General features: G+C 58.4%; 26 protein-coding genes and 2 pseudogenes. 12 read left to right on the forward strand and 16 right to left on the reverse strand.

Going from position 1 to position 21,224, the window contains the following annotated elements:
* Positions 1-17: 17 nt before the first annotated feature.
* Positions 18-1,253 carry a DUF2238 domain-containing protein gene (locus P1L40_RS08110; RefSeq protein ID WP_284010818.1) on the reverse strand — a complete coding sequence of 412 codons (1,236 nt, stop codon included), beginning with the start codon at positions 1,251-1,253 and terminating at the stop codon, positions 18-20.
* A 104-nt stretch (positions 1,254-1,357) separates the two neighbouring features.
* Entirely contained in the window at positions 1,358-1,660 is a 303-nt protein-coding gene (locus tag P1L40_RS08115) for a cupin domain-containing protein (protein WP_284010819.1), read from the reverse strand.
* Between the two features lie 79 nt (positions 1,661-1,739).
* Between P1L40_RS08115 and P1L40_RS08120 the strand changes: the two genes are divergently transcribed.
* Complete coding sequence (locus tag P1L40_RS08120) at positions 1,740-2,270, forward strand: hypothetical protein (RefSeq protein ID WP_284010820.1); 531 nt, start codon at positions 1,740-1,742, stop codon at positions 2,268-2,270.
* Positions 2,271-2,340: 70 nt separating this feature from the next.
* Positions 2,341-2,496, forward strand: a complete 156-nt coding sequence (locus P1L40_RS08125; protein ID WP_284010821.1) for a ribbon-helix-helix protein, CopG family — start codon at positions 2,341-2,343, stop codon at positions 2,494-2,496.
* On the opposite strand, the pseudogene P1L40_RS08130 reads toward P1L40_RS08125, so the two are convergent.
* The 3 genes and pseudogenes from P1L40_RS08130 to P1L40_RS08140 all read right to left on the reverse strand — a co-directional run.
* A pseudogene (locus P1L40_RS08130) lies at positions 2,493-2,621 on the reverse strand (MBL fold metallo-hydrolase); the annotation flags it as partial. The gene P1L40_RS08125 and the pseudogene P1L40_RS08130 overlap by 4 nt on opposite strands.
* A 41-nt stretch (positions 2,622-2,662) precedes the next feature.
* Positions 2,663-3,538 (reverse strand): CPBP family intramembrane glutamic endopeptidase, encoded by an 876-nt coding sequence (locus tag P1L40_RS08135; protein ID WP_284010822.1) that lies wholly within the window; start codon positions 3,536-3,538, stop codon positions 2,663-2,665.
* Between the two features lie 196 nt (positions 3,539-3,734).
* Positions 3,735-4,079 (reverse strand): annotated as a pseudogene (locus tag P1L40_RS08140) (MBL fold metallo-hydrolase RNA specificity domain-containing protein); the annotation flags it as partial.
* A gap of 687 nt (positions 4,080-4,766) precedes the next feature.
* Here P1L40_RS08140 and P1L40_RS08145 point away from each other — a divergent pair.
* The 3 genes from P1L40_RS08145 (at position 4,767) to P1L40_RS08155 (ending at position 7,197) form a co-directional block, all read left to right on the forward strand.
* A complete protein-coding gene (locus tag P1L40_RS08145; RefSeq protein ID WP_284010823.1) occupies positions 4,767-5,111 on the forward strand; it encodes a CBS domain-containing protein in 345 nt (114 codons plus the stop codon).
* Positions 5,112-5,150: 39 nt separating this feature from the next.
* On the forward strand, positions 5,151-5,744 hold the full coding sequence (locus P1L40_RS08150; protein ID WP_284010824.1) for a magnesium transporter: 594 nt from the start codon (positions 5,151-5,153) through the stop codon (positions 5,742-5,744).
* Between the two features lie 571 nt (positions 5,745-6,315).
* A complete protein-coding gene (locus P1L40_RS08155; RefSeq protein WP_379775836.1) occupies positions 6,316-7,197 on the forward strand; it encodes a DNA-binding protein in 882 nt (293 codons plus the stop codon).
* Between the two features lie 47 nt (positions 7,198-7,244).
* Here the strand turns inward: P1L40_RS08155 and P1L40_RS08160 are convergent, their stop codons facing one another.
* The gene (locus tag P1L40_RS08160) at positions 7,245-7,631 is read right to left on the reverse strand and encodes a PIN domain-containing protein (RefSeq protein ID WP_284010826.1); all 387 of its coding nucleotides are present in this window, start codon (positions 7,629-7,631) and stop codon (positions 7,245-7,247) included.
* A 139-nt stretch (positions 7,632-7,770) separates the two neighbouring features.
* Here P1L40_RS08160 and P1L40_RS08165 point away from each other — a divergent pair, with 139 nt between their 5' ends.
* The 3 genes from P1L40_RS08165 to P1L40_RS23500 all read left to right on the forward strand — a co-directional run bounded on the left by P1L40_RS08165 (position 7,771) and on the right by P1L40_RS23500 (position 9,300).
* A complete protein-coding gene (locus tag P1L40_RS08165; protein WP_284010827.1) occupies positions 7,771-8,403 on the forward strand; it encodes a DUF6735 family protein in 633 nt (210 codons plus the stop codon).
* 253 nt (positions 8,404-8,656) lie between these two features.
* On the forward strand, positions 8,657-8,878 hold the full coding sequence (locus tag P1L40_RS08170; protein ID WP_284010828.1) for a DUF7557 family protein: 222 nt from the start codon (positions 8,657-8,659) through the stop codon (positions 8,876-8,878).
* 2 nt (positions 8,879-8,880) lie between these two features.
* On the forward strand, positions 8,881-9,300 hold the full coding sequence (locus P1L40_RS23500; protein WP_419181195.1) for a PIN domain-containing protein: 420 nt from the start codon (positions 8,881-8,883) through the stop codon (positions 9,298-9,300).
* A gap of 661 nt (positions 9,301-9,961) precedes the next feature.
* On the opposite strand, the gene P1L40_RS08175 is transcribed toward P1L40_RS23500, so the two are convergent.
* The 4 genes from P1L40_RS08175 to P1L40_RS08190 form a co-directional block, all read right to left on the reverse strand.
* A complete protein-coding gene (locus P1L40_RS08175) occupies positions 9,962-11,215 on the reverse strand; it encodes an RNA-guided endonuclease InsQ/TnpB family protein (protein WP_284010830.1) in 1,254 nt (417 codons plus the stop codon).
* Positions 11,216-11,345: 130 nt separating this feature from the next.
* Positions 11,346-11,846, reverse strand: a complete 501-nt coding sequence (locus P1L40_RS08180; RefSeq protein WP_284010831.1) for a hypothetical protein — start codon at positions 11,844-11,846, stop codon at positions 11,346-11,348.
* Positions 11,847-12,220: 374 nt separating this feature from the next.
* Positions 12,221-13,495: an IS4 family transposase gene (locus P1L40_RS08185; RefSeq protein WP_284011051.1), complete on the reverse strand. Its 1,275-nt coding sequence runs from the start codon at positions 13,493-13,495 to the stop codon at positions 12,221-12,223.
* A 98-nt stretch (positions 13,496-13,593) separates the two neighbouring features.
* Complete coding sequence (locus P1L40_RS08190; RefSeq protein WP_284010832.1) at positions 13,594-13,983, reverse strand: hypothetical protein; 390 nt, start codon at positions 13,981-13,983, stop codon at positions 13,594-13,596.
* 337 nt (positions 13,984-14,320) lie between these two features.
* Between P1L40_RS08190 and P1L40_RS08195 the strand changes: the two genes are divergently transcribed.
* A complete protein-coding gene (locus tag P1L40_RS08195; protein ID WP_284010833.1) occupies positions 14,321-14,776 on the forward strand; it encodes an SWIM zinc finger family protein in 456 nt (151 codons plus the stop codon).
* A gap of 183 nt (positions 14,777-14,959) precedes the next feature.
* Here the strand turns inward: P1L40_RS08195 and P1L40_RS08200 are convergent, their stop codons facing one another.
* The 4 genes from P1L40_RS08200 to P1L40_RS08210 all read right to left on the reverse strand — a co-directional run bounded on the left by P1L40_RS08200 (position 14,960) and on the right by P1L40_RS08210 (position 17,680).
* Positions 14,960-16,342 carry an ATP-binding protein gene (locus P1L40_RS08200; protein WP_284010834.1) on the reverse strand — a complete coding sequence of 461 codons (1,383 nt, stop codon included), beginning with the start codon at positions 16,340-16,342 and terminating at the stop codon, positions 14,960-14,962.
* A 139-nt stretch (positions 16,343-16,481) separates the two neighbouring features.
* Complete coding sequence (locus P1L40_RS23505; RefSeq protein WP_419181196.1) at positions 16,482-16,937, reverse strand: HNH endonuclease; 456 nt, start codon at positions 16,935-16,937, stop codon at positions 16,482-16,484.
* Positions 16,938-16,963: 26 nt separating this feature from the next.
* Positions 16,964-17,311 (reverse strand): hypothetical protein, encoded by a 348-nt coding sequence (locus P1L40_RS08205; RefSeq protein WP_284010835.1) that lies wholly within the window; start codon positions 17,309-17,311, stop codon positions 16,964-16,966.
* Positions 17,312-17,314: 3 nt separating this feature from the next.
* Entirely contained in the window at positions 17,315-17,680 is a 366-nt protein-coding gene (locus P1L40_RS08210) for a cyclic nucleotide-binding domain-containing protein (protein ID WP_284010836.1), read from the reverse strand.
* Between the two features lie 149 nt (positions 17,681-17,829).
* On the opposite strand from P1L40_RS08210, the gene P1L40_RS08215 reads away from it, so the two are divergent.
* Positions 17,830-18,285 (forward strand): SWIM zinc finger family protein, encoded by a 456-nt coding sequence (locus P1L40_RS08215; protein WP_284010837.1) that lies wholly within the window; start codon positions 17,830-17,832, stop codon positions 18,283-18,285.
* A 368-nt stretch (positions 18,286-18,653) separates the two neighbouring features.
* On the opposite strand, the gene P1L40_RS08220 is transcribed toward P1L40_RS08215, so the two are convergent.
* Positions 18,654-19,493: a hypothetical protein gene (locus P1L40_RS08220; protein ID WP_284010838.1), complete on the reverse strand. Its 840-nt coding sequence runs from the start codon at positions 19,491-19,493 to the stop codon at positions 18,654-18,656.
* Positions 19,494-19,768: 275 nt separating this feature from the next.
* Here P1L40_RS08220 and P1L40_RS08225 point away from each other — a divergent pair, with 275 nt between their 5' ends.
* Entirely contained in the window at positions 19,769-20,044 is a 276-nt protein-coding gene (locus P1L40_RS08225) for a ribbon-helix-helix domain-containing protein (protein ID WP_379775839.1), read from the forward strand.
* Positions 20,025-20,318, forward strand: coding sequence for a type II toxin-antitoxin system RelE family toxin (locus tag P1L40_RS08230; protein ID WP_284010840.1), 294 nt, complete (start codon positions 20,025-20,027; stop codon positions 20,316-20,318). Before P1L40_RS08225 ends, P1L40_RS08230 begins: the two co-directional genes overlap by 20 nt.
* 123 nt (positions 20,319-20,441) lie before the next feature.
* On the opposite strand, the gene P1L40_RS08235 is transcribed toward P1L40_RS08230, so the two are convergent.
* Positions 20,442-20,813: a hypothetical protein gene (locus tag P1L40_RS08235; RefSeq protein ID WP_284010841.1), complete on the reverse strand. Its 372-nt coding sequence runs from the start codon at positions 20,811-20,813 to the stop codon at positions 20,442-20,444.
* Positions 20,814-21,224 lie beyond the last annotated feature (411 nt).

Raw genomic sequence — 21,224 nt, forward strand, 5'->3', positions numbered from 1 at the left:
GACAGCGCCTAGGCGGCTCAGTCCCCGCCCCGGACCAGCACGTCGACGCTGCCGGTCAGCCGCTCGGCGATGCCCTCGAAGTGGGAACTGGCCCAGACGGCCACGAGGACGGCCCCGACCGTGTTGAACACGAGGTCGTTGACGATGTCGGTCGTGCCGTACTGGGCCAGCACCGCATCGCCGCCGACCAGCGTCGCGAGCCCGCTGCTTGCGAACTCCAGGATCTCCCAGCCGACGCCGACCGCCAGCACGAACAGGACGACGAAGACGGCCCGGAACCCCGGGGTGAACGTCACCGCGTGGGTGTGGCCCTCCACGCTCCGGGCCAGGGCGTAGCCGACGCCGGCGACGATGCTGGCCGACAGCGTGTGGGCCAGGCTGTCGTACCACCCCACCGCCTCGTAGAGGCCGAACGCGCCGACGGCGTGTAGCGTCGCCGCCAGCGTGATCCACAGGACGAGGCCGGTGTCCATCGCGTAGTCGTACTCCCGGCGGAACAGCGCGGGCAGGAAGGTGATCGCCAGCGGCCCGGCGCTGTTGACCACGAGTGTCGTCTCGCCCCGGAGTACGGCGACCGCGGCGATGGCGGCAAGTAGCAGTTGGAGCGCCCGGACGGCCACCGTGTGGTGGCGCGACTCGCCGGGGAGGTCCCGGCCGGTGTCGTCGGTGTCGACGCCCCCGCCGACGGCGTCCCGGAGCCGGTCGATCCGGTCCGAGACGTGGAAGTAGCCGTCGAGGACGAGCCCCGCGCCGACGCCGACCGCGGTGGCGACGACCAGATCCCACATCAGTTCGGTCTTGCCGGCGACGAAGGCGGTCCCGGCGAGCGTGTCGGCGGCCCACGCCCCGACCGCCCACACGCCGGCGGCGGCCATCGTCGTGACGACGACGAAGACGGCTCCGAACCGCGGGGTCATCGAGAGCGAGGTGAACGCGTCCAGCACGACGGCGACGAGCAAGGCGAGCGCGGCCGCGGCGACGAACGGCGTCGCCTGTGGGAGCGCGCCGGCCGCCCGGACGGCCACCGGAAGGGCGGCGACGGCGAGCAGTTCGGCCGGGATCGTGATAGCTGGGTCCCTCGTCGCCGCCGGGACGACGACGGCGACGGCGACCAGCAGGGCCGTAAACACCGCCCAGTCCGGTTCACCCGACGCCAGGAACTGTCCGACCGCGGCGACCAGGCCGAGCGTGACGGCCCACGCCGCGACCGCGTCGTACCCGTGGGGCACCAGCAGCGACCGGAGTGATGACATCGTCGGCGGTAGCTCCCGGACGACAAAAAACGGTGCCGTCCGCGCTCGGGCGGGACCACCCCTGTCGGTCGGCGCGGGCGAGCCGTGTCGAGCGACGGCGGCGGCTATCGCGGGGGCGTGTAGACGTTCAGCGTCTCCAGGGGCTCGTCGCCGTCGTTCTCGATACCGTGGCGCTCGCCCGCCTCAATCCGCAGCAGGTCACCCGGTTCGATGCGCTGGTCCGTGCCGTCGACCGTGACGACGCCGGTCCCCGAGACGACGAACAGCCACTGGTCGCTGTCGGTGTGGTAGTTCTCCGGCCCGCCGACGGCCCGTCCGGGGTCGACGGTCATCTCGGCGACCTGTGCCTCGTCGGTCTCCATGACGACCTCGAAGTAGCGATCGAAGTCGAGGTGTGTCCGGTCCATGCCGGCGGTTGGCCGGGGTCCGACGAAGGGGTTTCGCCCGAACGGAACGTTCACCGGGGAGCGCCACCGACCGTCGGCCATGGACCTGACGGAGTACGTCCGGTCGGCGCTTGCCGACTACGCCGACACGCAGGGACTGGACCCCGCCTGGCTCGATGAGGTGGGCCAGAGCTACCGCGAGCAGGGGTATCTCACCCGCCAGCAGTTGTACGACATCGCCTACGCGAGTTCGACCCGCAGCGCCTACCACGTCGAGAAAAACCCCGAAGACCGCTGTCGGGAGGTGACCGAGAACGTCGTCGCGGTCGCCGGGGACTTCTCGAAGCTCCAACTCCTCTCCGGGCTCGCCGGGTTCAAAGCACCGACGGCCTCGGCGGTGGTGACCGCGCTGGACCCCGAGTGCCACGCCGTCGTCGACACCCGCGTGTGGGCCTCGCTGGACCGCCTGGACTATCTCGACGGGCGCAAGGAGAGCTTCGACGCCGCGGATTACGTGACGATGATCGAGCCGATCCGTGAGATCGCCGCCGAAACGGGGTTCCGGGTGGACGAGGTTGGCTACGCCCTCTTTGCGGCCGATGTCGAAGCCCGCGACGGGACGCTGCACTGACCCGTCACACCGGTGGCCGACGCCCGTCTGACGAGAGTATAAACGGGTCGGGCTCGTCCCATCGAACCCGATGAGCGAGGCGCACCTCGACCTGGAAGCGGTCGAACTCGAACTCGACGAGGAGTTGCTGGACGCGATCGACGAGAAGGCGTTCAAAGACCACCGCGAGAACCGCGACGCGGCGGTCCGTGACCTGCTCGACGAGTGGCTCAAAGAGCGGGACTAGAGGGAAACCGTGTCGCCGAGGGACGGCGCGCTCGCGTCGTACCCGTCCGCGCGCAGTTCCGTCGCGAAGTCCTCACAGCGGTCGCCGTAGTTGACGATCACCGGGGTGTCCCGGTAGGTATCGAGAACGGACCGAGAGCCCGTCGCGAACTCGGGATGGGGACGGACTACCCCTCGGGGCGGGGCGCTGTCCCGAAGAACCGTCGCTGGCGGATGAGGAGCGCGACCACGGCAAGCGTCGGGATGCCGATAGCCAGTCCGAGTAGCCCTTCGCCGCTGATCAAAATCACCTGTCCAGCGATGAACCCCTCGACGTTCGTATAGACGTTCCCGAGCACGAACGGGTTGAGGAGGTTCCACGTCAGGTGGAGTACCACCGGTGGGAGGACACTCCCCTCCGAGAGGTAATAGGCGTACGAGAACGGGAACGCGGCGACGGCCAGCACCGCCCCCATCTGGATGACCGCGGTCGTCACCGGGTCGCCGAGACCGGTCGCCCGTGCGCCGAAGTACAGCGCCGGGAAGTGATACAGCGCCCAGACGATACCCACGATGACGGTGGCCACGATCGGGCCGACTCGCTCGGTGAGTGCCGGCAGGAGATACCCCCGCCGGCCCAGTTCCTCCCCGTAGCTAAGGATCCCCGCGAAGAGCAAGAACACCGGGAAGAGGACCACTGGCCCGACGTAGCTGAATTCGCCGCCACCCGGGTTGTACGTCCCGAGCCCCGTCGAGAGCGCAACAACGGCAGCGAGCGCGATGAAGGCGACTGGAAAGCCGACCGCGAACGCCACCGACCTGGCGGTCGCCCCGCGGAGCGACCCGACGACCGTTCGCCGGACGGAGTAGCCCTGGATCTGCCGGAGAACGATGGCCAGCAGTGCGGGCGCAAGCATGATCGGGATCGTCGTCACGCTCGACACCGTCTCGACGATCGTCGCGGCAGCGACCCCGCCACTCACGGCGAGGGTCACGAGGACGAAGGCGGCGAGATGTGCGACCGGCACGTCGCAGTCGGCGCCCGACGCCACTTCAGTGGGCATTGTCCCGTCCAGGGTTCGTCTGCCGTTCAGTGCCACGGGAGGCGCGGCGATGGCGGGCGTTGTGGATCATCGTCGTCCCCACTCATGTCATTTGAGTGTCCCGTACTGTATAAAACCACACGCCCGATGGACTCGGTGTCGATACTGCACGGGACGGGCCAGGGTCGGGGTACTGGCCCGTGACGGGTTTCCTGTTTCAACAGGGAATCACGGCACCGAGGTCGGGCGCCTGCGCATCGTAGCCGTCCGCCCGGAGTTCCTCGGCGAAGGCCCCACAGCGGTCGTCGTGGTTGACGATCACTGGGGTGTCCCGGTAGGACGACAGGAACGACAGGAGCCCTTCACGGTCGGCGTGGGCCGAGAAGTCGTACTGCTCGACCTGGGCGCTGACGGGCATCACACGGCCGTCCAGTTCGGTGCTACCGGTCTCCAGTAGCGAGCGGCCGGGCGTCCCCTCGACCTGGTAGCCGGTCATGGCGACCTTGTTGGTCGGGTGGTGGCGGATCGCCGGGACGTAGGTCATCGCGCGGCCGCCCGAGAGGGATTACTCACAGTAGACACCACTAGCAGAAAGGCGTATTTTCGACCTCTCGGTAGTGTCCCCTGTTTCGGCTAGTTTTCACACCTGTCGAATTCAGCCGCAAGAAGGGTTGTATAGCGAATATTCGAAAAGTGTGTGTAGAGACCGTCGCCGTCCCCTGCGGGGGCCATCGAAGAGGGGATTCGCCCATAGACAGGTACGTTGGACCTCCAGTGTGCTGATTCGCTGGCTGCATACCGAGACATCGACACCATCTCTCTTTGTCACATCGTGGCCCCACACTCTCACACACGCTCGCCGTCTTGCGGTTTTCGCGTTGGCTATCTATTCCTCTGCAGATTTCCCATCTCACACCCAGATGTGCCTCCGTGAATCAGCCATATCCGCGCACCAGACGCGCTCTCTGTGCAATCTCTCGAATCTGCGATTCAGCACTCTACGTCGAAACAGTCCGTTCACACACGCTACGCAATACCCACTAACCCCCTTCTTGCGGGCTCTAGGGGCGTGTGTGAAGATTCAAGACTAGACAGAGCGCTCTCAATGATGGGGCCAGTCCCAGTTGGCTGAGTGTGTGCTAAAATGAGCAATATCACGAGCGTTGATTCTTGGAGCAACGGGCACTCATACGGATGCACTCGTACCCGGTGAGCGCCGTTATCCGACCAGCGTGTGTCAGTACCCCATATGTCACTCACCACGGACGAAACCACAATCGGGGGAATAACATCCACGACAGTTCCCACCTGCCAGCCCGAGGCGACGCCGTCTGCGGTCCGTGCACAGCTGCGTGGGAAGGCGTGGGACAGCACGGCGACGATCTACGTCTGTGAGACTGTGGGCGAAGCACGGACACTCGTTGGCTATCTCGATACCACCGACTTGCTGCAGTCGATGAACGCGACGTCTGTTGGGGCTGTGATGGAACCAGCCAGTGCAGTATTGCATCCCACTGCTGACCGGGAAGAAGCCGTTTTGATGGCTATTGAGACAGACCGAACGGAACTCCCAGTTGTCGAGGGTGATGGATAATTCGTCGGGGCCGTCACCGCCCAGTCCATCATCGACACCATGCATCAGGAACATCTCGAAGACGTGCTGCACAAAGCAGGGGTTCGCCACACTGGCGAGCCCATCGGCGACATCGCTTCGGAGCGTGTTCGTGATGCAGTCGTCAGTCGGATTCCGTGGTTACTGTTTGGCCTGGTGGCCGGGTTGTGCCTCAGTGTGGTTTCGAGTCAGTTCGAAGCAACGATGCGTGAGACGATTGCACTCGCGTTTTTCCTGCCCGTCATTGCCTACATTGCTGATTCCGTGGGGACACAATCAGAAGCGATTGCGATCAGGGCGTTTGCGCTGCGTGAGGTTGAGTATGGGATCTATCTCAGACGGGAGTTGGGAGTGGGTGTTGTGGTCGGGGGCGTGTTGGGTATCCTTGGTGGGATTGGAGCCGTCGGTATTGGTGGGTCAGTCTCGATAGGTCTGGTCGTCGGGTTGTCGTTGTTCGTCTCGAGTACAGTCGCGACAGCACTGGCATCGCTCATCCCGATTGGGTTCATCGTCGTGGGTGTTGATCCTGCCCTTGGGAGTGGCCCACTTGCGACTGCGCTTCAGGACGGGTTGAGTCTGCTTATTTATTTTCTGTTTGCCGTAGTACTGTTGTGAGCAGGACGGGTGGGCGTAGAGTGGGTCTTCGTAAGTATGGAGTGTCGAGGTAGTGGTTCTTGCAGGCGGTTAGAGTTCTTGAAAGCCCCCGACCGCTCCAGTCGAGGGCCTCGCTGCGCGCTTCACTCACTACGTTCGTTCCAGTGCTTACGTCGGCCGTCTTCCCGGAGCGGCCGGCCCCTTTCATTCCCACCCACGGTGGTTGTGCGAGCTCTCAGGCGTGGTTTGAACGGGACACGCCAGGCCCGCCCCGCTCGCCTCTTCTGGCCGGTGTACCGGGGACCTCCGTTCCAGTCGGTCCCCGCATCGCTCACCTCTTCGGTGCCAGCGGGTTAGTCGGATGGCTCGTTTCACTCGCCACCAGACTAACTCCCCTGGCCGCTCGCACCGGCCACTCGGCGCGCGTCGCTGGTTGTTCTGGACTACGGGTGCGCCGCTCGCGCCCTATGGGCGCTCACGAAGGCGCGAGCGGCGCACAGTTGTGACGTCTCTGTTAGAAGTTGTGTGATGAAAAACCGCGAGTGGAGTCGCGGTTGTCGGCGCGGTGAGCGCCTTCGGAGTAGGAACTCCAATATCCGGTAAGAACGTACACAGTGGTAAGTTTTCGGAAGAACAGGGCGCTAAAACAGTCGATCTCGATGTGCAAGCGGACGTGGTCGAGACGGAATTCGAGGCAGACGTCGTCACAGACACGTTCGAGGGACGACCCTCGGTCAGACAAGAAATCCAGGCGAAGGTGGATACGAATCACCCGGATGCACAAACCACGGGACTCACACTCGAAGCAGAGGAACGCCTGGCGGCAAGAGAGGCAGAAATTAGGCGGACTCACCAGCGATACGATAGAGGGCAGGAGTCGGATCGAGAAGCAAGAACTCGAAGGGTGGCACAACGCGGGAGTGCCGAACGGCGAGACGCATTTGCGAAGCGAGCAGGAAGCGTGAATCCGTGGGCAGACCCGGACAGGGAGGACCCAAGAGCACAATTAGAACGGGCGCAGTTGGGCGAGGTGAATCGTGAAGCGGCACGGGTAGCAGGCGAGCTACCGGGGTGGTCACGGGCGGCAATCAGTCGGTTGGTGGCACAGCGGGTGGTCGAGGGCGTTGATATGATGGAAGCGGTACTGACGATCTTCGAGGTGCTCAGCAAAGCACCCGGACAGGTGATTCCAATTGGGGTGGTTGGTGAGGTGGATCGTTCAGCGGTGGACATAGAGGGTGAAGTAGTCACGCTGTGGGAGCCATCACACAGTGCAATAGCTCAAGTGGGCTTGCTGGAGGACGAGACGGGCACGGTCAAGTTCACAGTGTGGCGAAAATCCAGCCAACCGAAAGTTCGAGAAGGCGAGTGTGTGCGGATACGAAGCGTGGCAAAAAGCTGGTATCAGGGACAGGTGTCAGTTGCACTCACTGGCCGGTCACAACTGACCGTGCTTGAAGACTCGGACGAATAGGCCAAAGGGCGGCTTTCTTTTTTCGAGTATGTGCAGAGTAGAGCCTTTCAGAGCGTATCGAAGGAGTCAATCACGTCACTAGTGGTGAATACAGGAACAAGATCCTGGTCTTCAAAGTCTCTGTCATCACTCCAGATGCTGGCCTCAGTCCCGAGTGCACAGGCTAGGTAGAGCACATCATCCGGGTCGGTTTCGCCCAGTTTATCCTCTGCTTCGCCGATATGCTGATAGAAAGCACTGGCTGGAACCGTCTCAATATACGAAAACAGCAGCTCGATAAACTGCTGTACTCGGTCTCTTTCCATCCCAGGCTTTTCCACGATGAGGTCTTCGTAAGACCTGATTTCGTCGTGGACCACCTCCGGAGTCACCAATGTTGGCTCCAGCGTGACGATCAGTTCCCGTGTTTTCGAGTCCGAAATCAGCGCCGACATGACGACACCCGAACAATCTTTGCACACTCACACACATCCGCTGTGGCCGTCTACGCCGAATGTGGCGGTGTCTGGGTACAACACAGCGTATATTTTCGCCCCTGAGGGGTGCGGGGCATTCCAGTCTCGCAGATTCGATATGGGACACAGAGCACTCATTGCATACGAACGACCCGACAGTCTGTACAACATCCATTACACCCACTGGGGTGGATTGCACCTCCGGTTGAAACGTCAAGTCACTCGGGAGACACCCTTCGGTGGCGAGGAAGCAAGTGAGAACGCCCAGCGCCTCTTCGAGGCGCTCATTGAATCGTACGACGATGAAACGGTGAGTCGATTAGTTGGAGAGTCTGGAGTAGCTCCAACAGACATTGATCACGATCCACTGGCGCTTGCCATCTCGCTTGAATCAGTGCTTACGGAGTACCTGGACTATCTGCATCACGAGGCGCTGTACGTCGTTGATAGTGACTTCGAGGTAACAGCCTATCGCACGCACTGGTTTGGGTTACAATATGACTGCCAGCGAATCTCCGGAGAGCCGACCATCGGTAATGGCGCACTCAGGACCGTGCGGTGGTACAACGGCGAGCCAGTCGGTGATGGGTACGCCCAAGGTGAGTTTCGAGCGTTGAAACGGGTGGTCGGAGACCTCTGTGATCGAGAGGTGTTCTCTCCGAGGGAGGCACGGGAGTATCTCACAGCAATGCTTTCTCGGTGGGCTGATGACCGCTCGGAACTCATCATCAAAACGCCGGAGGGTGAGTGATGGACTTGGATGGCGAGGTTAATGGGGCAGAGAGAGAGGACTTGAACAATGGCTTGTGAGACAGGCGACACAGGGTGTGCCAGAGCTCGTTCTTATGTCGCTTTGCAGGGAGGCTGCAGATGACATCGAAGAACGTGGCTATATTTCTCGGCAGGAAGGGCAGGTGAGTCGAGGGCGCTGAGTCGTAGCTGTTGAATCGGCCAGTCAGAAGACAGGCGTAACATCTACTACGCCCTGCATACAATGTATTCGCATGAGCACATCCATTCGTATCTCTGAGGAGACAAAGCAGAAGCTTGAGGCGGTGAAACGCGATGATGAGACGTTTGACGAGCTACTGGACCGGTTAGCGGTGACGCGGACACCGGACGACGTTGAAGCGATGGCCGGGTTCGCGGATGAGGGAATTGGAGAACATATGACACAGACACACGAGGAGTTGTCCGAGTCGCTCGAAGAGAACAGCCGTCGCTGACGATGTTGTGCCTAGACAACAGTGTCGTCGCGAAATTCGCACGTCCGGACCCGGACACCAACGTAATCGGTTATCTAAAAGACAATGCATCCGAACCATGGGTGATACCGGCCACGGTGATGTTTGAGTACCTCCGGTACTACTCCTCACAGTCTGCGGTCCACCAGCACCAACATGCACTTACCCAACGGATACAACGTGTCTTACCGCTGACCGAGAGTGTCGCAATCGAGGCGGTTCTCTTGGAGAATTCGCTTGCCAAGCAAGATTGCAGCCTTGCTCTGGCTGACCTTCTCCACGCCGCAACTGCACGCGAGTGTGGTGCGACGTTTGTCACCTGTGATACAGCCAATTTTGACAAGCCACCACTCCACCAACTGATGGATATCGACATCATCGAGGCCACTGAGAGCAGTCAATGATGGTGTGTCCGACGGCCCGCACGTTTTGCAATTCGTAGGCCAGTGTCGCAGCTACTTCGTTGTCGTTCGCCTGAAACTCTCCCGTTCGAATAGTTCATGACCCCTTCATGACACCTTCATGTCGAGTTTAGCGAAGCCAGCCATCCCGATATGTCTACACACTCGGATTCGTTCACACACGGCCGTAGACGGCGGTTGTGAGCCAGTGTGTGGATTGCTGGCCGCTTCGCCTGCGTGTATATTGTGCCCCTGTGGGGTGCGGGGCACATCTTCGATGTGTCTCGCTGAACCCATGAATCAACAAGACAGCATCACTGGCCGAAACGTCGACGAAGACACTGGGAACAAAATTACTGCGCATACCTGTCCACGATGTACAGGGGGAATTCTCGTCGAGGGCGGGGAAATTTCCTGTAGGGCGTGTGGAGCGATTTTGAACGAGTACGCCCGGACGGGCGGAGTATCACCACACCGTTTGGATGCAGACACACACCGACGCCGGGTTACGGGAGAGTCGGCGTGATGGGGTGGCTTCGAGGGCTACTCAGAAGCCAGGAACTGCTATGTGAGTGTCGACATTGTGGGACGGCCGTAGACGGGGCTACCACGAACTGCCCTGTCTGTGAACACGAGGGTATTGTCGTCTATATCTTCGATTGAGCTACCCACCGCTAAAGCGGTGGGATTCAGCGTGGACTCCCGTTCTGGCCTCTGACGAGGCAGGAGAATAGCCTCCGTTCACGTTCAGCGTCCCGCTGTTTAAGCGCACGCCCAAGGGTGCGCCTCCGCCAGACCCAGTTTGGTTCCGACGGAGATACCGTAACCCGATGTTCTTCGCGGCGTTGTAGTCCGCGTCATTCTCGTACCCACACTTCTGACACCTGAAGTGCTCACCGTCGCGGTTGTTCGGGTGCGTGAACCCGCAGTGCGAGCAACGCCGTGACGTGTTCTCAGGGGCAACCTCCTCGACCACAATGCCGTATTCTTCGGCTTTGTACTCGACGTATTCGTACAGGCGCTCAAACGCCCACTTGTGTCCCCACGACGCGCCAGTCCGTTCACGAATGTCGGTCAAGTCCTCGAACGCGATGACCCGACACCCGTTCTCACGCGCCTCCGCGACGAGTTCATTGCTGATACGATGCAGCATCAATTTAAACCGCCCTTCCTCTTTCCGACCGACAGACTGGATGGTCTCGTGCGCCCACCGTGTCCCGCACTGCTGGAGGTCGCCACGGCGTTTCTCGTATTCTCGGCGCCAGTGGTCGAACTCCTCGCCCGTCCAGAACGTCCCCGTCGAGGTGACGGCGAGGTTGTTCACGCCGAGGTCAACCCCGAGAACAGTTCCGTTCTCGGTGGCTGCCTGTTCCGACGTGTCAGTCTCTACGTCCTTCTTGCAGTGGATGTAAAGCATCCAGTCGCCGCCGTGGTAGTGCAGTTCCGCACCCGTCGTTTCGTACTCGTCGGAAAACAGGTATTTCGAGTGTGGTGTATCACTGTCCTCGTTGGGCAGGACGCAGTCAGCTTCGATGCGACCGTCCGTGGTGGCGAGAGATACGTAGTCGTCGTGGAACGTGGCGGTGCGGTGGTCGTAGACGACGTGCGGGCTAGTGAAGCGTGGCTTTGACGCCTTCTTCCCGTTCTTCCAGCGGGCGACGACGCTTTTGCAGGCTTCGGCGGCCTTGTTGCGGGCGGCCTGTACGAGGCCACCGTTGAAGCCGTCTGTGGCTTCGCGTACATCGTCGTAGGTTTCCTCATCCAGCGTGGTTTTGCTGGTGGTGACGTACTCGCCTTCGAAAGCGTGGTCTACGACGTACTGAGCGCACCACAGGAAGGTATCTACGGTGTCTTCGAGGAGTACGGCGTCGTCGCTGTCCACGTCGAGCACAACGGGGACGGTACGCCGTACTTCCATATCTTATATTTGACACTAGTGTTTCTTATACTCTGGGAAGTCAGCCTGCTACAGGAGGGTGGTTTGATTCAGCAGTGACGGATTCATCTCACGGCTAAAGCCGTGGGTTTTCTCCTGTGTTTTGTATAAGTCACTCTGAATTGTCAGGAGATCCCGACTCTACGTCCTCTGCATCGGCTTCTGGAGTGAACCGTGTATAGGGGAGCAATCCTCGAAACGAATCATCGATTAAGTCCGAGAGCGGATTCATTATCTCGGTCCCGATGCCGCTCTCAAGATGGAATCGGAAATCACTATCCAGCTCGTGGTAGCCGTCTTCTTGCCACGTTTCGAGATGTTCTTCGATAGAGTCCCGATCTTCGGGAAGGATAATACGGAAATCAACAGCGATGTCACCAAGCTGTAGGTCCGAATCACCAACCATCTCCGCTGGTGCTCTATCACTCTCATCGTCGGCGTAGAGATCAATATCGAGTGTAGCTGTGCCCACAAGTGCTCCTAATTCTTCGTTAAATGTTGGTTCGCTCCCAGGGGTAAGCTCAGCTCCAATAGCACCGTCCTCAATATCACTGAGATGGGGGTCATTGAGTTCAAGATCAACTGCTAGTACCTGATATCGTGTGGCTTGCATGACTAACTCTCCCTTATTTGAGTAGATGCGACAGAGAAGTACAAGAAGGGAGTGTGGTCCCGGATACCGGTCATACTGCCAGTATCACCACTTCAGAATATAAATTTGGGGACTAGTTTACCGAGGTATCGGGATACCAACGCAGGAACGGGATAAAGAGCCGTTACCGTTCGAATGGTACCGTATCGGGGGCGTCAGTTGAGTAGTCGGCAGTCTGGTGTTCAGCCTGGTCGGTGATTTCTACAACCGGTTTCTGCGGAGACAGACCCGCCGGGTGCGTGTGGGCGTACGCTGCAACAGGTGCACGTGCTGGCTCACAGCCGCTAATTGTATCGGCAGCCCCTTGAGTATATGCAACTACCATTGGTCTTTAGTTAGGCCTCACACCTCGGTTGCGTAGCGGTAGCGAGCGTCTCTTGTAAGATCGGTCGTTGCTGATGGATCTTCTGGGCATCTTCGATCAGTCGCTCCAGCAGTGGCGGTGGTGAGTAGCCGAGAAACTCACCGAGTTCATGGAGGATAACCTGGGCGTGCGACCGGAAGGTCGCCGCCCAGCGTTCCGGCGGAAACACGATCTCGTCGTCGGCTTGCTCGGTAACCAGATCCAACAGATCACGGCTCACTAACAGCGACAGCAACGCCGCGTACAGCAGAATTTCCACGATATACGTCTTGCTTGTGTCGAACTCATCCAGTTCATATTGCGTCTTCAGCTCACGAAACAGCAGTTCTACCTCCCACCGACAGCGATAGATCGTCGCTAGATCTGCCGGCAGAAACTCCTCTCTCGGGAGATTCGTAATGTAGAGATGGTAGTCGTCGGCGTCCTCGTCACGGACGCCGACGACACGGAATGTCTTGCTATCGTATGATTGCGTGCCCGCGTACTCGCGTCGCTGAAACGTCGCTTCGACCTCGACATCAATGTACTCGCGGTAGAGATCGTCTACGACATTCTGGATCTTCTCCCCTTCCAAGGGAATGGCGTCGCCACGCCATTCCCGCAATTCCGCCGTTATCTCCGGGTTTGCGTTCGGTTTCAGCCGACTCACGAAGTAGCCGTCGTTCTCGTCAATCAGCGCAAAGCGGCGGTACTTGAAGTATGCCTGATCGAACAGCACCAACCGGTCTTCCAGCCACGATCCTGTGGAAAACTCGGTGCTGTCGTGTGTTTTCTCGTCAGTGACGCTGAACCGATTAATTGTCTGGTCGGTGACGTTGTGGAGCAGGTGGAGCCGCGCTCCACCCTGCTCCCCTCGCCGTGGTTCGAACTCATCTGAGAGAAGCCGATGCAACCGCAGCACGGTTCCATCGGCGATCATCACGTCTTTGAATCGGTCGATATCGATGTCAACAGCGTCAGGAACAGCGACCTCGTCGATGCCGTGCTCGACGAGGTCGCGGAGGTACTCCGCAAAAGCTGGCGTCAACCGCTGATGGAATCCGCCGGGAGAGAGCGTCTCATCGGCAGTGGCGTTGTAGCTACGCCGGAAGCCAGCAAGTGTTCGGCTCTCGCCTGCGGCGAAGCCGAACACGAATGACCACACGAGGGCGGGCATCTGCGCCTTTCTGTTTCGTTCGACTACGCCGAGTTCCTCGGCGTGCTCTTCGAGGAACTCGGAGGGAAACAGTGTAGTGAGCCGACGCATGATTCTCGATGAGGAGGCTTTGGTGTGCACAGCCGTTGCCTCCTCATTCCTCTCGAAAAGAAGCCTCGATAAGCCGTCGCTGTCACGCGGTTTCTCGACTAACTAAAGACGGATGATGCAACTACTTGTCTCGAGTTTCGGGCCTGCTGTGTTGCATGCAGGTACTCACGAAGCCGTTGGACGAATTGTGTGGTGAGCCGGTCAAGATAATCTCCGTCACTATCATCTGTGAGTGCAGCCCGACGAATCTCGCGATACTCCGTCTCATCAAGATATTCGATGAACGTCTTGGCTACTCTTTCAGCCACGTCTTTGCCCATGTCTGTGGTGGCTAGCTGGTCTGCCAGTGCTTCCACGTGTGCACCCTTTGCCCGACGCTTTCGCTCTGCGTCTGCCATTTGCTTCCAAATATCGACAGACTCGCCATTAACAGCGCTGGCAAGCCAGTCACCGTTATCCTTTGGAGAGAGGGAGATCTCAATGCTCATGGGCAGTACTCTTACTAGCAGCGTTCGGACCGCGTAAATAAAAGTATTCGTTACTCTCGATACGAACCTTGATGGGGGCTCTTTTGAAAGAGAGTATCTGTTGTATCGGAGCGTGAGTAGCAATTTCGTTGTTAGTTCTAAGAGTTCATGAATGCGGTGCCAACGAACTATCCCCAAGTCTTCGTACTGGCGAAGTGCTTGCGGTGAGACCACAGGAGGATAGTGAAGTGGAGAGATAAGCCGAGTGATAGCACGGGAGAGCATTCCGCCATCAGTGGGTTTGTAGGGTGCCCCGCGAGGGGCGCGGGGCACATCATCGATGTGTCCCGACCAATCAATGTCGAAGAGAAACCTACCACAGGCAGCTGAACCGACCCATCCACTCTCGCGCTTAGCATTCACGAAGCGAGTGGCAAAGCGTGCCCAGTACGAAGCCTTCGAGTTCACAATCGTCCCCGAGGGCGTTCGTGTTCGCAACGGGAGTCATGCGAACCCCGAGGAGCACGAGTATCTCGTGCGTGTTGCAGGCGGAATTCCAGCAACGTGTACCTGTCCTGCGGACGCACGGTTCGATGGGGCGTGTAAACACCGGGTAGCGGTGGTGATCAGAGCGCCAATCCTAGACGCGGCAAACAGGCAGGTGGTCGCGGATGGTGGTGTTGAGACATCAGCGGGTCGGGCGAATCACCAGCAAGGGGAGTCGGTCGACGAAGACGACGGGTGTGAGACGTGTCTTGAGGAGTTTCCGTGCTGGGAGTGTGTTCGGACAGGAGTGCGGGCGTTGCCCGAATGAAAACCAGTCGCGAATACAGCACTGTTCAGAGTCCTCAGAGTGACTTTTTTATAATATAACGCCAGCCCCTCCCCAGCCGTCGTCCTCACTGCGTTCGGACGCCCCTCACGCGTTCTCGGCGCAGTGCGCCGATTCATCGCGCGCCACTTTCCGAAGACCAATCAGTACCAGTCTAGCTACCGTTCAGGAGCTGCTATCGGTGGTGAGTAGCTCGGACAACTCAACGAGACGAACGTCATCGCGACCGTCAGCAACGTCTGTAAGATCCTCAGTGTACCCCGAGCGACTGAATAAGACATACAGCGTCGTCCCGTCTGCTGGCTCCTTTGACCACCGTACGTTCGATGCTGTTCGTTCGAGGTTGGCAAGGATCCCTTCGCTTACCGGTTTCGAGGTGAATTTACACTCCCCAGCAACGAGTCCCTCGTCTGTGAGACCGAGGACATCCAATTCATGCTCTTTGAACCACCACTGCCCGACGTCCTGGAACTGTCGGTCAATGAGCGCTGGGAGCGCTTGCTGACAGAGGCGTTCGAACAGGGGACTCACGTAATCAGCCAGTTCCGGTGCCACGAGTTCTTCGTAGGCGTCATCACCGAGTATACGGAGCTGATCTTGGTTCCCATAGACGAATCGGAACCAGAATCGGAACAGTGGTGCTCCAATGCGATACCGACCACGCTTCGAGGTTGTCGGTGATTCCGTTACGGGGATGTGGCGTTCGACGAGACGAAGCCGGCGAAGCTTCTGGAGGTACGTACTGAGTGAGCCCGACTCTATGCCTGCCATGCCGGCAATCTCGTTTGGGGTGCGACGCCCGTGAGCAAGCGCACGGAGAATGCTGAAGTACGTATTTGGCTGTCGGAGTTCGGTACGGAGCAAAAACTCGGGCTCAGAATAGAGGAGGCCGCGCTCTGATAGAATCGACTGTTGGACGTTCGTTCCTAACGGTTGGTTGGGATCGATAGTCTGGAGGTAGTATGGAGTACCCCCATAGATTGACCACGCCGTGATTGTGGTCTCGGGGTCGTACTCCGGGAAAAACTGTTGTGCGTCGGCTACGGCGAGAGGTTTGAGGTCAATCGTCGCTGTCCGGCGACCGTACAGCGGGGCACTTCCCGAGAGGACCTTCTCTTCCATCACGCTAATCGAGGACCCGACGAGTACGAGTGTCATTCCCGTCTCCTGTAGTTTCATATCCCAAACGCGTTGTATCCGAGACGGTAGCGACTGGTCCTCCTCGATGAGAAACGGGAATTCGTCGATGACGACGACGGCGTCCTCTTCGCCCAGTGTTTCGAGGAGTACCTCCCAGTCACGGCGAACGTTGCGAAGCGATGGGAACTGTGCAGTAGCGGTCTCGACGAATTGCTCTCGTTGGTTTGGTGCCGTGGACTCGACTGCTTGGTAATAGACGGCGTCGTCCCGATCAGCGATGGACTGGCGGACGAGTTCGCTTTTGCCAAGGCGACGGCGGCCATAGATGACGACGAATTCGGCTGACTCGGACGCATAGCACTCGGCGAGTTGATCGAGTTCAGCGTCCCGATCAACGAATTGGTCCATGCAATCTGTACCACCTCGTCATAAATAGAACTCTCGATTTTGGAAATTGCGATTGCAGAAATCGTGATTTCTTTCATCAGATCGTACTGGTGACGGTCACGAATCACTATTCATCCTGAGCACAGAATAGAGTGACTCCTTATTCCTGAGAGGTCTCGGATGGCTTTCGCTGTCGAAGATAGGTCGGATGAGGGCGTAATGACTGAGCATCAGGGACGTCCAAGGACACACCCTCATACGCTTCAATCTCGTTGTATCCGGCTAGTTCCGATTGGTCGTGGACGACGATATCGTAATCCGTCGTGATATGGAACCACCCGCTATCAAATGCCCAGTGATGGCGTTTGCACAGTGCAACGCCGTTTTGTAACACGTCCGGCCCACCCTGACTCTTCGGGAGGATATGTGCGGCTTCTAGGTTGTGTGATCCATCTGGTCCTTCGATTCGGGAGCCACAGACAGCACAGCATTCGTAGATTTCGTAGATTCCTTCTCTAAAGGCTGCTTCGCGCTTCTCGCGCTCAATCGACTCAAGTTCTGACTCTCCCTCCCCTGACGGAACCTCTTCAGGAGAAAGATTCCGAAGCGCAGTCAAGATTTCAGTGACGGTCGAGTTATCATCTAAGCTCTCGATATGTGGGGAAAGCGAGATGATTCAAGTCGATCAACAACGAGATCGACGAATGAATCAGTGACGCGGCCTTGCCAAGCGATGAAATCCTCTGTTCGTGGTGAATGAATCGTCCACGGAGACACAAAAGACTCGACGGGGACACCACCTGTTTCCCAGATATCTGGAGCGAGAGCGATTGAGTCGTCGTACTCTTTGGTCGAAATGGCGATTGCGACGTACTGCTCGCCATCAAAGGGGTGCTCAGAGTTGCTGATGATCAGCCAAGGTCGTTGCTTATCCGTTCCGAGTTTGAACGGATCTACACTCCGGACGACATCACCACGCTCGGGTTCCATCAGCTACTCTGCTCCGTTGCGTTCGCTGGGATGGGCTGTCTCAGGGGCAGTGTTATCCCATGCATCAGCGTCAATGCCGCCGTCGTCGTCTAATCGTTCGCTTGCAGTGTGGAGATCATAGGCAGCCCTCACGTGTTCTATGTCGTCGGAAATAGCCCAGTATTCGCCCTTGTGACGGACGAGGTCTCGATCCTTGAGTCGTGAGAGGGCAGTCCCGACTGTATTCGGCGCTTCTTCGATGGCGCTTGCAATCTCAGCTCGGGTAAATGCCTGGTCGTTGTTGGAGAGCAAGTACCGAATCACCTGTTCAGGGACGCTCGGTCCCGATGGTAGCTCTCCAGATTCAAACTCGTCGATGCTGAGGGGCATATCCTGAAATTAGTGTGCTGGCGTGATTAGTGTACTGGCGTACTTATGTATGATGGGGTGGCTCAGAGTCTCGGGAAACACGCTGCACCTGTGTTGTAGGTGCCCCGCGAGGGGCGCGGGGCACATCATCGATGTGTCCCGAACAACCAATGTCGAAGACAAACTTACCGCAGGCAGCTGAACCGACCCATCCACTCTCGCGCTTAGCATTCACGAAGCGAGTGGCAAAACGCGCCCAGTACGAAGCCTTCGAGTTTACAATCGTCCCCGAGGGCGTTCGTGTTCGAAACGGGAGTCATGCGAACCCAGAGGAGCACGAATATCTGGTGACAATTGACGAGGGTTTACCACAGACATGTACCTGTCCTGCAGACGCACGGTTCGATGGTGCGTGTAAGCACCGGGTTGGGGTAGCAATTCGAGCACCCATCCTAGACGCAGCGAACAGGCAGGTGGTCGCAGATGGTGGTGTTGAGACCGCAGCAGGTCGGGCAAGTCAGGAAGAGAGACAGTCGGTTGACGAAGACGACGAATGTGAGGAGTGTCTTGAGGAGTTCCCATGCTGGGAGTGTGTTCGGACGGGCGCACGAGCGTTGCCCGAGTGAAAGAGCAGTTTCGCTAGTAGAGCAACTTTCAGCACCCTCAGAGTGGCTTTTTTCATGACGCCAGCCCCTCCCCAGCCGTCGTCCTCACTCCGTTCGGACGCCCCTCGCGTGTTCTCGACGCAGTGCGCCGATTCATCACGCGCCATTTTCCGAGGGCCGGACACGCTCACTACGAAGCAGATGACAGCGCCCGTTCTCTGTCCTCTTCGGGTTGAGTGTTCTCACTCCCATGAGAAAGCTTGGCTCAGAAAGTCCGTTCATCGCCGAGAAATCCTTCTGTCTTGACTGCACCCAACTATCGCAACAGAGCAACGTCGTGGCTGTTCTCTCCAATCCCCATGCGATAACAATTGCAGGCTGACCCGGCTCTATTCTGATGAGGACTGATGTTGCTGAACACGCTCAGCAACGGCTGACTGAAACGCCGACAGTGAGGTGAGAAACTCTTCCTCTGAGAAGAGGTCTGCATACGACTCCCGTGTCACGTCTGCGACGAGGCGGTCACGGATTGTGTCGACCGTCACCGACTGATCCCCTTCGCGTAACGCCGCAATCGTCTGTGTGATTTGCTCCTTGGTGGCGTATTCATTGGCCAGTTCCGTTGCGGCTTTGGCTTCGCTCGTCGGTTCGGAACTGGACTCTTCGGCCCACGCGAGGCCGCGTCCACCGGATTTATCCCGAATCAAGACGCCAGCGGTGTGTCTATCTCGCCACGCAGAGGGTGGAAATTCCGACTCATCTTCGTAGCGGGAGAGATCAGCGTGGGCAGCGTTCAATTCTTTGTCGATAGCAGATAACGCTGGTATTCCCAACCGCTTGAAGACGCCAGTCGCCGAATCCGGTGAGAGGAACTGGTCTTTTCGGCCAGAGTAGACGTCGACACCGACGAACGGGGGGAGCGAATCCCAATCGTACTCGATACCCTCGTTTCGAGTCGCAATCCCACAGAAGGTCACGTCGCTTGGATCGTCCGTTGCTGCTTCGAGGGCTTGGCGGTCCAGTCGTTCGTTAATTGTTTCGGCTGCTCGGCGAAACTGCGGTGGTAGAGCGGTGATGGTATCGAAGGATTGCTGATTCGTGGCGAAGGTCACGAGGCCAGAGGGAGCTACCTGGAATCGGAACTGGGCGCCTGTTGGGAGTTCCTGCACCCAGACGTGCCCAGAGAAGTCGACATCATTGAGGGCGGGTGTCTCGGGACAGGGTTTCACAGTGAGACAGATAATCTCTGTGGTAGTAAGTAACGGGGCCTTCTAGACACACCACCGTTTCCGGTGAAGATGGACGAGAAACGGCTCGAAGACTACACATAGTGGACTCTCTATCGACAACGTCCGAGGATACATCGCTCTTCTCGCACCCCACTGTGTCCGCAGTTGTGTCATTCTAGCGTACCTCTCTGTTTGACCGTCGGACCGGACTACACAGGAGTGACGAACACAAGTGGCGGTAGCATTTTTTGTGAGTGCGATAGATGTACGTCTGTATGTCAGAAGGGGATTCGAACGACCCTGATCCTGAGAGTGACCGGATCAATCTCCGTATTGCGCGGTCGTTTCTCGACGTGGTCGATGAGACGTGGCGCGAACGGGGGTTCAATAGCCGTAGTGAGTTCATCCGGTTCGCGCTGCGCGATGCGGTGAACCATCCGGAAGGTGCGGGTGTCTGGAAGGATATCGAACTCAGCGAAGCGCAGTTTGACGAAGGCGAGGGCATTTCGAGCGACGAGATTCGAGCACGGTATGGGTCCGACGACGAGTGAGGAAGGTTGGGACTGGGAGTTCTCGCCACGAGCCGAGAAGCAGTCCGCTCAGGTGCCATCTGACAGCCAACAGCGCATCATCGACAAGCTAGACGAAGTCGTATCCTCTGAGTGGCGTGATCCAAGCGAATTCCTCGAACCACTGACGAACTCCCCGTTCCAGAAGTTACGTGTTGGCGGCTACCGTCGCGGGTGTCGGTTGCACCACGAGTCGACAACGCTCCGTGTCGAGAGTGTTCGAAAACGAGAGGGTGCGTACAAGGGTGACGACTGAGCAAGTAGGCTTCGTGGGTGTGTGGTTTTCTGTTGTCCGAGTGTCCTTGGCCCCGACAGAGGGTCAACACTCATCTATCGGGAGGAGGGCGCCATCCTCATGTGGAGTCAATAGTGAACGGAGTCAGTTCATACCCGGGTCGTTCCGGCCGTACGTGACGAGCGGTTCTCCCGGATACATGCGCGTAAGCCAGGTCATCAGGTCCTCAAGTGGTGCGGCGAGGTCTGCCTGAGTCGGTTGGCCATCGTAAGCAAACGTACTCACCGACTCCCACTCGTTCGTTTCGTTGTTGAATCCAAAGTAGTGCCCACCGTTGGCGATACCCACATACAGCCCAACGACTGCGTTGGAGTTCGTGGCCTGTCCTGCTTCTCGTGATTGGAGTCCAACTGTCGGTGCCGTGTAGTCAAAGGAGCCAACGCGCTTTCGAAGTGAGAGTGCTTCGTCTATCGAGAATGGGCGTGATGGGAACTCATAGTCGGGTTTGGATGGCATAGAGTTCTCTTCGTGGAGGCTGGCATAAGTATGTCTATCGGTGCTGTGAGAGTGGTTTGTCCGGACAGTTCAGAGAGGGGAATTTAGAGGGACGTTTGTGGCGAAAAGCGTGTGTTGAGGTGTGGTCGATATGTGTGGCGACGGGCGACTTGTGGGAAAATCTGGATGAACGTGGGAGGAGTCAAGCGGTGTACTCCACACTAGTCCGCCTTTTTGTACTTGCTGAACGGAACCACGTCATATCACACACCACCGTTTCCAGTGAAGACCAGACATAGAAGAGCTGATTGCTGCCTTCAGGTGCCCTACGCTCTAAATGGTGAGAGGTTGACATCCCTCTCCGCCTGAACACGGAGGAATCCCGACCACCAGTTGGAATATTCTGTCACATGCATCGGGCATCCAGCGTAT

The organism is Haloarcula pelagica (genome assembly GCF_030127105.1).
In the GTDB taxonomy this organism is placed as follows: domain Archaea; phylum Halobacteriota; class Halobacteria; order Halobacteriales; family Haloarculaceae; genus Haloarcula; species Haloarcula pelagica.